Consider the following 14547-nt stretch of genomic DNA (forward strand, 5'->3'; position numbering starts at 1 on the left):
GTCCATGTGCGTGCCGCTGTAGCTGGGAGTGGAGACGTGCACCACCTCGGCCAGGGGCAGGTCGCCGAACTCGGCCCGGAACTCGTGCAGCAGGCGCGGCACGTCGTCGCCGATGGTCTCCGTCAGGCAGGTGGTGGCCACACCGATGACCTTGGCCCCATACTTCTGCATGGCGTTCAGGAGGCCCTTCTTGAGGTTGGGGCCGCCGCCGTAGATGGCGTTCTTTTCGCCGAGGGACGACGACGCGATGTCCATGGGCTCGCGGAAATGGCTGATGATGTAGCGGCGCATGTAGGTGGCGCAGCCCTGGCTGCCGTGCAGGAAGGGAATGGCCCCCTCCACGCCCTTGAAGGCCAGGGTGGCGCCCAGCGGCGTGCACAGCTTGCAGGCGTTGGTGGTGGAGACGTGGCTTTCGCCCTTATACTCGCCGGAAATGTCGTCCAAGCTGCTGGGGACGGAATCCATGACGACGTTCTCGCTCATGCTACACCTCCACGCCGGTTGCAGTTGAGGCGTCCGAAACATTCAGGCCCATTTCGCGCCGGGGCACGAAGCGCCAGATGGGGCTCATGACCGAGGCGTGGACCTCCTTGGCGAAGTTGAGCATGCCCACGAAGCCCTCAAGCGCGATCTTGCGCTCGTGGTTGTGGTCGCAGAAGCCCACGCCCAGCTTGAAGGCGATGGGCCGCTCCTTCACGCCGCCCACGAAGATGTCCACGTCCTTCTCCTTGATGAAGGCGGACAACTCCAGCGGGTTGGCGTCGTCCACCACGATGGTGCCGGGCGCGCAGATGGCGGCGAGTTCCTTGTATTCTTCCTCGGTGCCGGTCTGGCTGCCCACGATGACCACCTCCATGCCCAGGTGGCGGAAGGCCTTGACCAGACTGAAGGCCTTGAAGCTGCCGCCCACGTACACGGCGGCGCGCTTGCCTTCCAGGTCGCGGCGGTATTCGGCCAGCTTGGGCATCAGGCTCGCCAGCTCCTCGCGCACGATCTGGGCCGTGCGCTCGACGAGTCCGCCATTGGGGCCGGCGGCCAGGTCCGGCCTGGTCAGCTCGAAGTGCTCGGCCACGGCGTACAGGCTCTCGGCCACGTCCTCGATGCCGATCCAGGACACGCGCACAAAGGGGATGCCGAAGTCGTCGCGCATCATCTTGGCCAAATCCTGGGTGGAGCCGGAGCACTGCACCAGATTGAGCGAAGCCCCGTGGGCCCGGCGCAGGTCGTCCACCCGGCCGTCGCCCGTAATCCCCGCCACCACCTCGATGCCCATGCGGGTCAGGTAGTCCTTGATGATCCAGGTTTCGCCCGCGAGGTTGAAGTCGCCCATGATGTTGACCGACAGGGGCGAGATGCCGCTGACGTCGCCGGTGCCCACCAGGGTGCGCATGGCCTTGCACGCGGCCATGTAGCCCTCGCGCTTGTTGCCCTTGAAGCCCTCGCTCTGCACGGGAATGACCGGGATGCCGTGGCGGGCGCTGGCGGCCTTGCACACGGCCTGCAAGTCGTCGCCGATGAGGCCCACGATGCAGGTGGAGTAGACGAAGGCGGCCTTGGGGCTGTAGCGCGTGATGAGCTCGTCCAGGGCCTTGGCCAGCTTCTTTTCGCCGCCGAAGACCACGTCCAGTTCCTGCAGGTCCGTGCTGAAGGACAGCCGGTGCAGCTCCGGCCCGGAGGACAGCGCCCCCCGGATGTCCCAGGTGTAGGCCGCGCAGCCGATGGGCCCATGCACCAGGTGCAGGGCGTCGGCGATGGGGTACAGCACCACGCGGGAGCCGCAGAACACGCAGGCGCGCTGGCTTACGGCCCCGGCAAGGCTGTCGCGGTTGCAGGCCATGGAGAAGTCGGCCTCGCCCACGCGGTGGATCTGGTCCTTGCGTTCCTCGAAGATGGACGCCCGTTCCGGGGTGATGGCCTTTGCTGTGCTGGTCATGGCTGCTGCCTCGCTTGTTCTCTTGGGTGGTGCTGCGCCCCTGCCGCCCGATCGCTCCTTAGGAGAGCAGATACTCGGCCGCTGGCGTGCCGGACTCAATGCCGTCCAGGATGGCGTCGATGGCTTCCTCGCTGTTCACGCCCTTGAACCAGAGGTTGTCGGGCTGAATGACCAGGACAGGGCCTTTTTCGCACTGCTTCAGGCAGCCGGTGGTGGCCACCTGCACGTCCAGCCCGCGGTCCAGGATGCCTTCCTCGATGTACTGGAGCAGGCCGTCGGTCTGCTTGTGGCAGATGCCCTTGGGCTCCTTGCCGAGACGGAAGCTTTGACAGACGAGGATGAGCTTTTCGGGAAGGGCCATGGCGTACTCCTTGAGGCTTGAGGTTGTGGGATCAGGTTCCAGGGTTGAAGGGCCTGTCGTCCGTTTCGCGCCGGTATGGTCTAGTTGGCCTTGATGCGCTTCTTGCCGCCTTTTTTCCCGCCGCCGAAGAGCAGGTCCACCGCGCCCTGGATGTCCGTCTCCGCAGTGAGGACGGAGAGGCCCTTTTCAGCCAGCACCTCGCGCGGGTGGGCACCGGCGCTGGCCGCCAGGATGGCGAAGCAGTCGTTCAGGGTCTCGGCCAGGTCGGTCCAGCGCTTGTCGCCGCCGCCGGGTTCCGGGGCCTCGCGCACGCCGAGCAGGCTCGGCAGGCCGTCGCCCTCACGCGGGCCGAAGATGAGAAACTTGATGGCCTGGCCCAGGTGCAGGTCCACGTCCATGCCGCCGGAGCTGGCCACGGCCACGTTGACCCGCGCGCCGGAGGGCCCGGGCAGGCCGGGATTCTCCGGGCTCAAGGTGGCGCTCGTTCCGGCGTGCTCCATCCAGAGGATGTCCTCGCCGCAGGGGTCCGCGCCGGGCACCAGGGGAATGTAGCGGGCCGCGGCCTCGCGCAGCAGTTCCAGCTTGCCGGGGGCCAGGCTGGGCAGGGCTTCGGGCGCGTCGATCTCCCCGGCCAAGACTTCCCCAACCTCCGGGTCCGAAGCGGCAGCCGGAGCCTTGGACCCGCAGCTCTTGGACGAACCGCAGGAGGCGCATTCCGCGGGCGTGCAGCCCGTGGGGCCCGCCGGAGCTGGGGCTGCGGCGGAAACCTTGGCCGGCACGTAGGGGACAAGGGCCAACAGGTCCGCCCCAAGGGCGGCCGCCACGCTGGCCACGTCCTCCACGTGGGCCTCGTTGATGCCGGGGTACACGGTCATGCGCGCGGTGACGAAGAGCCCGGCCTCGCGGAAGGCGCGGATGGCCTGGGCCTGGGCGTCCACCAGCATGGTGGAGGCCTGCGGCAGGGGCACGGTGCGCTTGCCCGGGCGGATCCAGGCGAAAATCTGCTCCACAAGGGAGGGGTCCACTGCGTCCAGCAGCACGGTGACCTTGGCCACGCCGCTGGCGGCCAGCTCCTGCGCCAGGGCCTTGATGTCCGCGTCCTGTGCGCACAGGCCGCTGGTGGTGAGGGAGAGCGGCAACTCCGGGTGGGCCGCGCGCACGGCGCGGAAGGTCTCCAGGACCGGGGCGGGCTCGGCCAGGGGCTCGCCGGGGCCGCTGATGACCACGCCGGTGAGGCTCAGGCCTGCCGAGGAATCAGCCAGCACGCGTTCCAGCCACTGCAGAACGTCCTTCACGCCCAGGGCGCGGCCGGGGTTGGCCGGTTCGCCGAAGCGGCGGCGGGCATTGGCGCGCGCGGCCACAGGCAGGTGGATGCAGCCGGACTTGGGACGGGGTGAGGACGATGCGCAGGCCATGAGGATGCTCCGTTCGTTGCCGGCCCCCCGGCCAGGGACTCGCCCTGGCCGGGAGACGCGGAGGGTTTACAGGGTCAGCTCGAACACGGTTTCGGAATCGTCGCGGTCCTTGCGGTCCAGCAAGAGTCCCAGGATCTTTTCGAGCAGGCGCAGGCCGCCCTTGTAGCCCACCGTGGGGAAGTACTGGTGTCCCACACGGTCCAGGATGGGGAAGCCGAAACGCAGGAACGGGATGTCCTCGTCGCGGGCGATGTACTTGCCGTAGGAGTTGCCGATGAGCAGATCCACGGGCTCGTTCTTGATCCACTGATGCAGCGTGAACATGTCGCCGCTGGCCTTCACGTTCACCTCGTAGGGCAGGTGGGCGGTCAGCTCCTTGATGCGCTTCTCGAACTTGTTGCCCGGGGTGCCGGTGACCACGTGCACGGGGCACATGTCGATGGACACCAGGAACTCCACCATGCTGATGAGCTGGTCCGGATCGCCGAAGAGCGCGACCTTCTTCTTGTAGTAGTACTGGTGCGTGTCGCTGATCATGTCGACCAGCTGGCCGCGCTCGCGGGTGATCTCCTCGGGCACGCTGGTGCCCGCGATGGTGCGCAGGGCGTCGATGAACTTGTCCGTGGCCTTCAGGCCGAAGGGAATGTCCAGCACCTTGCAGGGCACCTTGCAGCGGGTGTCCAGGCTGCGGGCGGCGTCGGCGCTGCACCATTCGCCAAGGGCCAGGGTGCCCACGGCGTCGCCGGACTCCTTCAGCTCCTTCATGGTCACGCCGCCTTCCGGGAACATGTGGTATTCGCCGGAAAGGGGGCCGTTCAGCACGCCGGAGGTATCGGGAAAGAGCGTGATGGGCACGTTCATCAGGGCCGCCAGGCGCTTCACTTCCTCCATGTCGGAAGGCTCCACCCAGCCGGGGATGACGTTGACCTTGCCGTTCTTCTTGCCCGTGTTCTCGGCGAACTCGGTCATGCCCTTGACCATGTTGGAAAAGCCGGTGACGTGGCTGCCGACGTAGGAGGGCGTGTTGCAGTAGATGACGTGCTTGCCCTTGGGGATGAGCCCGGACTTGTCCGCCTTGTCGCGGATCTGCTTGATGTCGTCGCCGATGGTTTCCGACAGGCAGGTGGTGTGCACGGCGATGACTTCCGGCTCGTAGACCGTGAAGATGTTCTCGATGGCCTGCAGCAGGTTGGCCTGGCCGCCGAAGACGCTGGCGCCCTCGGTGAAGGAGCTGGTGGCCGCCGAGACGGGCTCCTTGTAGTGCTTGGTCAGGGCGCTTCTGTGGTAGGCGCAGCAGCCCTGCGAGCCATGGCTGTGCGGCAGGCAGCCGTGGATGCCTAAAGCCGCGTACATGGCGCCGATGGGCTGGCAGGTCTTGGCCGGGTTGATGACCAGGGCGCTGCGCGGGGTGATTTCCTTGGGAGTGTGTCTGAGCAACATAATGGTAATCCTCGCTATTCCCAGACGTAGGTGGCCGAGAGTTCAGGGTTCTCCTGCCAGGGGGCCTTCATGTAGCTCCACACCTTGCTGTTCACCAGGCGGTCGATTTCCTTGTAGAAGTTCACCGCGCCCTTGAAGCCCGCGTAGGGTCCGCCGTAGTCGTAGCTGTGCAGCTGCTTCAGCGGGATGCCGAGCTTCTGGATGGAGTACTTTTCCTTGATGCCCGCGCAGAAGATGTCGGGCTTGATGATCTCGACAAGCTTCTCGGCCTCATACTGGTTCAGGTCGTCGATGATGAGCGTGCCCTTGTCCATGTCGGGAATGAGGCCCTTGTAGTCCTTGAACTCGAAGCCGCCGTCCTCCAGCGCCTTCATCTCGTCGGCGCTCTTGCGCGGGCTGTAGAGCTTCGGGTCGGCCTCGACCTCGATCTCCTCGATGTTGCGGGAGTCGGCGTCGACCTTGAGGTTCGGGATGACGTGGCGGCCTTCGTAGTCGTCGCGGTGGCCGAACTCGTAGCCCGTGCTCACGGTCTTCATGCCCATCTCGCCAAAGAGCTCCATGTAGTGGTGGGCGCGCGATCCGCCCACGAAGAGCATGGCCGTCTTGCCCTCGGTGCGGGGCTTGATGTCGTCGAGGGCTTCCTTCACCGCGGGCATTTCCGCCGCGATGACGGCCTCGATGCGGTCGATGAGGGCCTTGTCGCCGAAGTACTGGCCGATCTTGCGCAGGCTCTTGGCCGTGGCCTCGGCACCGATGAAGTTCACCTTGATCCAGGGGATGCCGTACTTGGTCTCCAGCATGTCGGCCACGTAGTTGATGGACCGGTGGCACATGACGCAGGAGAGGTCGGCCTTGTGCGCGCTGGCGAACTGGTTGTAGGTGGAGTTGCCCGAGAAGGTGGCGTTGTTGGTGATGCCGCACAGCTTGAGGATGCGGTCGATCTCGAAGCCGTCGCCGCCGATGTTGTACTCGCCCAGCAGGTTGATGGTGTACTCGCCCGTGGTGCCGGCATCGCTGGTGCCCACCAGGTGCTTGAAGACCTGGTTGTTGGCGATGTGGTGGCCGGCGGACTGGGACACGCCCTTGTAGCCCTCGCACGAGAAGGCGAACACGTTGCAGTCACCCAGCTTTTCCTTCATCTCGCGGGAGACGGCGTGGATGTCGTCGCCGATGAGGCCCACGGGGCAGGTGGCGAACACGCAGATGCCCTTGGGGTGAAAGAGGTCGTAGGCCTCCTGAATGGCGGCCTTCAACTTCTTCTCGCCGCCGAAGATGATGTCCGAGTCCTGCATGTCGGTGCTGAAGGCATAGGTCATGTAGTTCTCGCCGGTCTCACCCGCGTCGGTCTGGTTGCGGCGGGTAAGCCAGGCGTAGAAGCTGCAGCCGATGGGCCCGTGCACGATGTTCACGATGTCGCGCGTGGGGCCCATGATGACGCCCTTGCAGCCCGCGTACGTGCAGCCGCGCATGGTGATGATGCCCGGGATGGTGCGCACGTTGGCCTGAATCTCAGGCGTGGTGTTCGAAAGGGCCTCGTTTATGAGGATGGACGCGGCGCGCTTGCGGGCCACCTTGGGAGGATACTTCTTGAGCAACTCCTCCTTGACCTCGGTGGGGGTCCACTGCACGAGCTTGTTCTTTGTGGCCATTTGTGGGCTCCTTCTGAAGAGTGGGCCGTTAGATGATGGACTTCTCGCCGGTCTCGGCGGTGCGCACGCGCACGGCGTCAGCCATCGGCATCACGAAGATCTTGCCGTCGCCGGGCTTGCCGGTCTGGTTGGCGTCGATGATGGTCTTGACCACGGCCTTCACGTCCTTGTCCGGCACCACCACGGTGATCATGCGCTTGGGGTAGAGCTTGCCGCGTTCGCCCAGAAGCGCCACGGCCTCCTCGTACCCGCTGGCCGCGCCCTCCAGCACGTGGGGGTTGGCCAGGCCCACGCCGCGTCCCTGCGCCTCATGGGCGAAGTAGCCGTCGATGCCGGCGTCGGTCAGGGCCTGCTTGGTGCGGTTCATCATGTTCATGCGCACCACTGCGATGACTTCCTTCATAGGGCTTACGCCTCCTCGGGAGTGGCCGTTTCGCAGACGCCGGAGCTGACGGTGTAGACCTCGTCGACCGGGCAGATGAAGATCTTGCCATCGCCGAAGGCGCCCTTCTTGCCGCTTCTGGCCGCATTCATGATGGTCTCCACCACGAAGTCGCGGTCGGTGTTCTTGACCACGCTCATGAGCATGGTCTTGGGGATCTCGTCGTAGGTGACCTCGCCGATCTTGATGCCGCGCTGCTTGCCGCGCCCGGCCACGGAAAACTTGGTCACCGCGGGGAAACCGGCGTCCATAAGGGCCGCCAAAACGTCATCAGCCTTCTCGGGACGGACGATAGCTCTCACCATGATCATATTGTGTTCCTCCTCGCTCTCTAACGTGGCGTTTTAGCAGGCTTCCATGAGACCGAAGTCCATGAGCAGCTTTTCCAGGGCGTCCATCTCCAGGGGCTTGGGGATGACGTACATCTCGTTGGTGTCGATGGCCTTGGCCAGGTTCCGGTAGTGGTCCGCCTGCTCGGCCTTGGGGTCGAACTCGATGACGGTCTTGCGGTTGATCTCCGCGCGCTGCACCATGTTGTCGCGGGGGACGAAGTAAATCATCTGGGTGCCGATCTGGCGGGCCAGCTCCTCGATCATCTCCTTCTCGTTGTCCACCTTGCGGCTGTTGCAGATGAGGCCGCCCAGGCGCACGGTGCCGCTCTGCGCGTACTTCATGATGCCCTTGCAGATGTTGTTGGCCGCGTACATGGCCATCATCTCGCCGGAGCAGACGATGTAGATTTCCTCGGCCTTGCCGTCGCGGATGGGCATGGCGAAGCCGCCGCACACAACGTCGCCCAGGACGTCGTAGAAGGCGTAGTCCAGGTCCTCGGACTCGTGGTAGGCGCCCAGGCTCTCAAGCATGTTGATCGAAGTGATGATGCCGCGGCCGGCGCAGCCGACTCCGGGCTCGGGGCCGCCGGACTCCACGCACCAGGAATCGCCGAAGCCGCGCTTGCGGATGTCTTCGAGCTCGACGTTCTCACCCTCGTCGCGCAGGGTGTCGAGGACGGACTTCTGGGCCAGGCCGCCCAGCAGAAGACGTGTGGAGTCGGCCTTGGGGTCGCAGCCCACGACCATGACCTTGCGTCCCATCTCGACCAGGCCCGCCACGGTGTTCTGCGTGGTGGTGGACTTGCCGATGCCGCCCTTGCCGTAAATCGCCACCTTTCTCATCTTCTTCATTGTGCTTTCCTCCACTCGGTTCGACTTTTGGGTTGATGGACAGGCGACATATCGCAAGGGCCGTGCCAGGGCTCACGTTTTCTGGCAACCGCGTGATATATGCTGATTTTTCTGGTCACGCCCCCCATTATCGGGGTATGCTTCCGACACGAAGCTACACACCAATTTTGTAGGAACTACATTTTCGTATGCTCTTTTCGCCCCTGCACGCTGTGGATTCAACAGACTGATTTCGCAGGATTTTGAGGCAACAGCACAACACTGGCACCAAGGGTGCACTTCTCCGGGCAAACAAGGAGAAGGCCATGCTCATAGACAGCACCCTGCGCGAAGGCGCACAGGCCTATGGAGTCCACTTCGGCGCCGGAGCCAGGCGCCGCGTGGCCGAACTGCTCGCCGCCGCGGGCGTGGAGGAAATCGAGTGCGGCTGGGTGGGGCAGGAAGGCCTGGCGGACTTTCTGGCCTGGGCGGCGGAGAACATGCCGCGCACCACGGCCCTTTCCCTGTGGTGCCCCTGCCGCGAGGCCGATCTGCGCGAGGCCGCCCGGCTGACGGACATTCTGGAGCAGGCCGGCATCAAGCGCCGCGTGAACATCGGCGCACCGTCCTCGGCCCGGCACCGGGAAAAGCGCCTGGGGCTCTCGCGCCCGGAAATGGCCGCGCGGGTGCGCACAGTGGTAAGCGCGGCCCGGGAGCACGGCTTTGACTACGTTTCCGTCGGACTGGAGGACATCTCCCGGGCCGACGCGGACGAGGCCCTGGAACTGGCGCGGGCCGCCGCCTCGGCCGGGGCCGCGCGGGTGCGCCTGTCCGACACGGTGGGCCTTTTGACCCCGGCGGCCACTGCGGCCCTTGTGGGGCGCTTCGCGGCCGCGCTGGCCGTGCCCGTGGCCCTGCACGCGCACAACGACCTGGGCATGGCCACGGCCAACGCCGTCACCGCCCTGGAGCACGGGGCCGCCTTTGTGGATGTTTCGGCTCTGGGACTGGGCGAGCGCGCGGGCATAGCCGCCCTGGAGCAGGTGGCAGCCTGGGCGAATTTGAGCCACGGCGCGGCGTACGACTTGAAGGGCCTGCGCGCCCTGTGCCTGCTGGCCGGGCAGGCTGCCAAGGTGCCCGTGGCCCGCAACCGCCCCGTGGTGGGCGAGGACATTTTCGCGGCCGAAAGCGGCCTGCACGTGCACGGCCTGCTGCGCGACCCGGCCTTGTTCGAACCCTTTGCGCCGGAGAGCGTCGGAGCCTCGCGCCGGGTGGGCGTGGGCGCCAAGAGCGGCTGCGCCGCCCTGACCCAGGCCCTGGCCCGGCTGCGGCCCCAACAGGCGGACGAAGGCGCGCCGTCCTGCGATCCCGGCCTGCTGGCGCGCGTGCGCGCTCTGGGCGCGCGCCTGGGCCGTCCGCTCACGGACGCGGAGATTCTCGACGCGCTGTAGCGCGCCAGCGGCTTGGACGCTGACAAGGAGGACGCCATGCTGTTCCGAAACTGTTCAACAAAAAGGTGGATGCCCTGTGGCGCGCCAGCGGCCTGGGAGCCGCCGCAGACCTGAACCTGGATGAGTTCTGTTCCGGGGCGTACGAACCCTGCCCGCGCGAAGCCGAATGTCCCTGCTGCTCGAACCTGGAGGCCAGCCCGTGCCCTTTGCACTCCTCGATCTTCTCGCCCATGCCGCCGTCCCGCTGAAGCTGACCCTCAAGGTGGCGCTTACCGCCACCGCCGGGGCCTGCCTCACGGGCATCGGCGCGGGCTACGCCCTTTCGCGGCGCGGCCTGCCCGGCCGGGAGGTGCTCGACTCCATCTGCACGCTGCCCCTGGTGCTGCCGCCCACGGTCATCGGCTATTACCTGCTGGTGGTCTTCGGGCGGCGCGGCATCGTGGGCCAGTGGCTGGAGGAGACCTTCGACGTGAGCCTGGTGTTCACCTGGCAGGGCGCGGCCCTGGCCGCCAGCGTGGTGGCCTTCCCCCTGGTGTGCAAGGCCGCGCGCACGGCCTTCGAGGGCGTGGACACGGGATTGGAGAACGCGGCGCGTACCCTGGGCGCGGGCGAGGGCCGCGTGTTCCTGCGCGTCTCTCTGCCGCTGGCCTGGCGGGGCATCGTCGCAGGCACCATGCTGGCCCTGGCGCGGGCCATGGGCGAGTTCGGGGCCACGCTGATGCTGGCCGGAAACCTGCCCGGGCGTACCCAAACCCTGTCCCTGGCCGTCTATGAAGCCGTGCAGGCCGGGCGCGAGGACGAGGCGGCCTTCCTGGTGGCGCTCACCTCGCTGGTGTGCATCGTCCTGCTTCTGTCCTCGGGCAAGCTCTTGAACCGCAACATTTCCTGACCGCACCCCCAGCAAAGGAGCCAGCAATGCCGAAGCCGCGCGCCATCGCCAGCCTGCTCGTCCTGTTCAGCCTCGTGTGCGCAGGCCCGGCCCAGGCCGAGGAGATCATCGTCTCCGCCGCCGCCAGCCTGACCAACGCCTTCACCACGGTGAAGCAGCGCTTCGAGGCCGCGCATCCGGGCGCCACAGTGGTGCTGAACTTCGGCGCGGCCGGGGCCCTGTTGCGGCAGCTGGAAAGCGGCGCGCCCGTGGATGTCTTCGTCTCCGCCGACCAGAAGTTCATGGACGAGGGCGTGGCCAAAAACCTCATCGACCCGGCCACCCGCCGCGACTTTGCCCGCAACATCATGGTGGTGGTGGTTCCGCCCGACGCCAAGACCAGCCCGGCGGACTTGAAGGCCCTGGCCGCGCCGGGGATCAGGCGCATCGCCCTGGGCAACCCGGACACCACGCCCCTGGGCCGCGACGCCCGCGCCTTGTTCCAGGCCGCAGGCCTGTGGCCCGCCGTGCAGGACAAGATCATCTACGGCGAGACCGTGCGCCAGGTGCTGGACTACGCCGTGCGCGGCGAGGTGGACGCGGCCTTTGTCTTCGCCACCGACGCCATGCAGGCGGGCCCCAAGGTGCGCGTGGCCTTCCAGGTGCAGGGCGCGCCCAGCTTCCTGTATCCCGTGGCCGTGACGCGCATGAGCAAAAAGCTTGCGGCCCGCACCTTCGTGGACTACCTGAACGGGCCGGAAGGCCAGGCCACCCTGCGCGGCTTCGGCTTCCTGAAGCCTTAACGGCTAACCAGACCTGAAACACAATCAAAAGGAGGCACATATGTCGAGTCTTCGTCCTCTCATCGGCGTGCTGGCCCTGACGGCCCTGCTTGCGGCCCGCAGCGTGCCCGAAACGGCGGAAGCCTATGTTCTGTGCACGGCGGCCAGCGTCATCGGCGTGCAGGCTTCCTGCTCGGACGCGGCGGTCCAGGAGCCCCAGCGTTAGGGCCCGCCATGTCGCTGACCCTCGACATTCACAAGACCCTGCGCGGCAGCGGGCGGTCCTTCTCCCTGGCGGCGCGGTTCGGCTCGCAGGGGCGCAGCACTGTGCTCTTCGGGCCCTCCGGCTCGGGCAAGACCGTGACCCTGCGCGCCGTGGCCGGGCTCATGCGGCCGGATTCCGGGCGCATTTGCCTGGATGGCGAGGTGCTCTTCGACTCCGCCGCGCATGTGGACCTGCCCGCCCGTGAGCGCGGCGTGGGCTACGTGTTCCAGGACTACGCGCTGTTCCCGCATCTGACCGTTGCCGAAAATGTCGGCTTCGGCCTGGGCGGCGGTCTTTTCGGACGCCTGGACCGGGCGGCCAAGGCCCGCGTGGCCGAATTGCTGGAGCTGGCCGGCCTGGCCGAGCTGGCCCAGGCGCGGCCCGGACGGCTTTCCGGGGGGCAGCGCCAGCGCGTGGCGCTCATGCGGGCCCTGGCCCGCAGGCCCAAGGTTCTGCTGCTGGACGAGCCCTTCGCCGCCCTGGACCCGCTGCTGCGCCGCCGCATGCGTTGCGAGGTGCGCGGCATTTGCCAGGCCGCTGGCGCGCCCACGGTGCTCATCACCCACGACCCGGACGATGTGCTGGAGTTCGGCGGCACCGTGGCCCTGTACGATGCGGGCCAGGTGCGCGAGGTGGCCGAGTTCGCCGATGGCCCCGAAGGCGGCAAGGCCGCGCGGGAGATGCTTTTGGCCACGCACTTCCGCGCCTACAGCGAAAGCGCCTCCCCTTCCCGTCCGGCCCCGGTCCCGGCGTGAGTCCGCAAGCAGGTGACAGATTCGCATTCCTGTGAGACCGCGTAGCTGCACTTTTGCATATTTGTCATTTTCGTCTGTTTAAATCATCCGGCCCTTCGATGATCCACGTCGGAAATCGCGAACCATATCAGCCAAATAAAACACACATCGCGCCAATCGAAAGAAACGGCACCGATATTGCTTCCTGAAGGGGCATGACGCTCCTGCTCGGCAACCTGAAGCTTCAGGTGCTCTCGTCCATCTGCCAGATCATCGACACGGCGCTTGACCTTGAAAAGGCCCTGTCAGAGGTTCTGCGCATCCTGTCCGAAAGCCTCTCCATGAAGCGCGCCACCATCACCCTGGCTGACCCGGACAATGAACGGCTGGCCATCACGGCCTCCCACGGCCTGACGCGGGAGGAACGCCAGCGGGGCGTGTACGAGCTGGACGAAGGCGTCACCGGCCTCATATTCCAGACCGGAAAGCCTTACGTGGTGCCCGACATCCGCCGCGAACCCCTGTTCCTGGACAAGACCGGCTCGCGCCACCTGGAACGCGGGCGGGTCAGCTTCATCGGCGTGCCCATCACCTCCCACGGCCGCTGCCTGGGCGTGCTGAACGTGGACCGGCTCTTCGGCGACGAGGTGGCCTTTGAAGAGGATCTGTCCTTCCTCACCGTGGTGGCCACGCTCATCGGCCAGTTCCTGTCCCTGAACGAGAAGATCAAGGCGCGCGAGGAAGCCCTGGTGCGCGAGAACATGTCCCTGCGCTCGCAGATCACCCGCGAGCAGCGCGGACCGTACATTGTTGGCAAAAGTCTGGCCATGCAGGATGTTGAGCACCAGGTGAGCAAGGTGGCCCCCACCAAGGCCACGGTGCTGCTCTTGGGCGAATCCGGCACGGGCAAGACCCTCATCGCCCGCGTCATCCACGAGCTTTCCGGCCGCAAGGGCAAGTCGTTCATGAAGGTGAACTGCGCCAGCATTCCGGAAAACCTGCTGGAGAGCGAGCTCTTCGGCTACGAGCGCGGGGCCTTCACCGGGGCCGTGGGCTCCAAGCCCGGCCGTTTCGAGGACGCACACGAGGGCACCATCTTCCTGGACGAGATCGGCGAGCTGCCACTGGGCATTCAGGCCAAGCTGTTGCGCGTCCTGCAGGACAAGGAGTTCGAGCGCCTGGGCTCCAACACCACCCGCAAGGTGGACGTGCGCGTGGTGGCCGCCACCAACCGCGACCTGGGCGAACTGGCCGAACGCGGGGCCTTCCGGCCCGACCTGTTCTACCGCCTTTCCGTGTTCCCCGTGCAGGTGCCGCCCTTGCGCCAGCGCAAGGAGGACATCCCCGTGCTTTTGAACCACTTCATCGACAAGGTGGCGCGGGAATACAACCGCACCGTGACCTTCACCCCGCGCGCCCTGTCCGACCTGACCCTGTACGACTGGCCGGGCAATGTGCGCGAGATGGAGAACCTGATCGAGCGCCTGGTCATCATGAGCGACGGCGAGCGCGTGGACGCCACCTTCCTCAAGCCCTACCTGAGCCAGAACCCTTCGGCTCAGGGCGGCATGCAGGCCGAGCGCGGCGGCCATCAGCTCCGGCCATCGGGCCTCAGCTCGCTGAAGGCCATGGAACGCAGCGAAGTGCTGGCGGCCCTGCGTCGCAACGGCTGGGTGCAGTACAAGGCGGCCGAGGACCTGGGCATCACCCCCCGGCAAATCGGCTACCGCATCAAGAAGTACGGCCTGGACCAGATGCTTGAGCAGGAAGCCGCGACTCACACCCGGCGCTGACAACCCATACAATTCGTGTGAGCGTTGCGCCATTTTACCGCAAAGAGTAAAAATGGCTCATCCCCAACGCGTCTCATCGACGCGTTAACACGAAAAAGGAGAAAGCCATGAAAGTCAGCGCCCGCAACCTCATCCCCGGCACCATCAAGGAAATCACCATGGGCCCGGTCAACGCCGAGGTCGTCATCGAAGTGGCCCCCGGCATCGAAGTCGTCTCCGTCATCACCGCCCACTCCGTGAAAGCCATGGAG

The 14547-nt window shown here is 66.2% G+C and carries 16 protein-coding genes; 7 read left to right on the top strand and 9 right to left on the bottom strand.

Annotation, left to right across the window (positions count from 1 at the left end):
* The 9 genes from VN419_RS05120 to nifH all read right to left on the bottom strand — a co-directional run.
* The coding region (locus tag VN419_RS05120) for a nitrogenase component 1 (RefSeq protein ID WP_325645160.1) at nt 1-465 on the bottom strand (465 nt) is incomplete at its 3' end.
* Nucleotides 466-484: 19 nt separating this feature from the next.
* Nucleotides 485-1933: a nitrogenase iron-molybdenum cofactor biosynthesis protein NifE gene (gene nifE, locus VN419_RS05125; RefSeq protein ID WP_325645134.1), complete on the bottom strand. Its 1449-nt coding sequence runs from the start codon at nt 1931-1933 to the stop codon at nt 485-487.
* Between the two features lie 58 nt (nt 1934-1991).
* Nucleotides 1992-2294 (bottom strand): (2Fe-2S) ferredoxin domain-containing protein, encoded by a 303-nt coding sequence (locus VN419_RS05130; RefSeq protein WP_325645136.1) that lies wholly within the window; start codon nt 2292-2294, stop codon nt 1992-1994.
* Between the two features lie 80 nt (nt 2295-2374).
* Entirely contained in the window at nt 2375-3709 is a 1335-nt protein-coding gene (locus VN419_RS05135; RefSeq protein ID WP_325645138.1) for a radical SAM protein, read from the bottom strand.
* Nucleotides 3710-3775: 66 nt separating this feature from the next.
* Nucleotides 3776-5149 carry a nitrogenase molybdenum-iron protein subunit beta gene (gene nifK, locus VN419_RS05140; protein WP_325645140.1) on the bottom strand — a complete coding sequence of 458 codons (1374 nt, stop codon included), beginning with the start codon at nt 5147-5149 and terminating at the stop codon, nt 3776-3778.
* Between the two features lie 14 nt (nt 5150-5163).
* Nucleotides 5164-6798, bottom strand: coding sequence for a nitrogenase molybdenum-iron protein alpha chain (nifD, locus tag VN419_RS05145; protein WP_325645142.1), 1635 nt, complete (start codon nt 6796-6798; stop codon nt 5164-5166).
* Between the two features lie 28 nt (nt 6799-6826).
* Complete coding sequence (locus VN419_RS05150) at nt 6827-7201, bottom strand: P-II family nitrogen regulator (RefSeq protein WP_325645144.1); 375 nt, start codon at nt 7199-7201, stop codon at nt 6827-6829.
* A 5-nt stretch (nt 7202-7206) separates the two neighbouring features.
* Complete coding sequence (locus VN419_RS05155; RefSeq protein ID WP_325645146.1) at nt 7207-7551, bottom strand: P-II family nitrogen regulator; 345 nt, start codon at nt 7549-7551, stop codon at nt 7207-7209.
* A 33-nt stretch (nt 7552-7584) separates the two neighbouring features.
* Entirely contained in the window at nt 7585-8415 is an 831-nt protein-coding gene (nifH, locus tag VN419_RS05160) for a nitrogenase iron protein (RefSeq protein ID WP_325645162.1), read from the bottom strand.
* Nucleotides 8416-8729: 314 nt separating this feature from the next.
* Here nifH and VN419_RS05165 point away from each other — a divergent pair, with 314 nt between their 5' ends.
* From VN419_RS05165 to VN419_RS05195, 7 genes are all read left to right on the top strand, one after another.
* A complete protein-coding gene (locus VN419_RS05165; RefSeq protein ID WP_325645148.1) occupies nt 8730-9854 on the top strand; it encodes a homocitrate synthase/isopropylmalate synthase family protein in 1125 nt (374 codons plus the stop codon).
* 199 nt (nt 9855-10053) lie between these two features.
* Nucleotides 10054-10743 carry a molybdate ABC transporter permease subunit gene (modB, locus tag VN419_RS05170; RefSeq protein ID WP_325645150.1) on the top strand — a complete coding sequence of 230 codons (690 nt, stop codon included), beginning with the start codon at nt 10054-10056 and terminating at the stop codon, nt 10741-10743.
* Nucleotides 10744-10769: 26 nt separating this feature from the next.
* Nucleotides 10770-11525, top strand: coding sequence for a molybdate ABC transporter substrate-binding protein (modA, locus tag VN419_RS05175; RefSeq protein ID WP_325645152.1), 756 nt, complete (start codon nt 10770-10772; stop codon nt 11523-11525).
* Nucleotides 11526-11565: 40 nt separating this feature from the next.
* Nucleotides 11566-11730: a hypothetical protein gene (locus VN419_RS05180; protein ID WP_325645154.1), complete on the top strand. Its 165-nt coding sequence runs from the start codon at nt 11566-11568 to the stop codon at nt 11728-11730.
* Nucleotides 11731-11738: 8 nt separating this feature from the next.
* The gene (locus VN419_RS05185; protein WP_325645156.1) at nt 11739-12524 is read left to right on the top strand and encodes an ATP-binding cassette domain-containing protein; all 786 of its coding nucleotides are present in this window, start codon (nt 11739-11741) and stop codon (nt 12522-12524) included.
* A gap of 194 nt (nt 12525-12718) precedes the next feature.
* Nucleotides 12719-14296, top strand: a complete 1578-nt coding sequence (locus tag VN419_RS05190) for a sigma 54-interacting transcriptional regulator (protein ID WP_325645158.1) — start codon at nt 12719-12721, stop codon at nt 14294-14296.
* Between the two features lie 107 nt (nt 14297-14403).
* Nucleotides 14404-14547: TOBE domain-containing protein (locus VN419_RS05195; RefSeq protein WP_325645164.1), on the top strand; the 144-nt coding region annotated here is incomplete at its 3' end.

It is taken from the genome of Humidesulfovibrio sp. (genome assembly GCF_035560995.1).
Taxonomy (GTDB): domain Bacteria; phylum Desulfobacterota; class Desulfovibrionia; order Desulfovibrionales; family Desulfovibrionaceae; genus Humidesulfovibrio.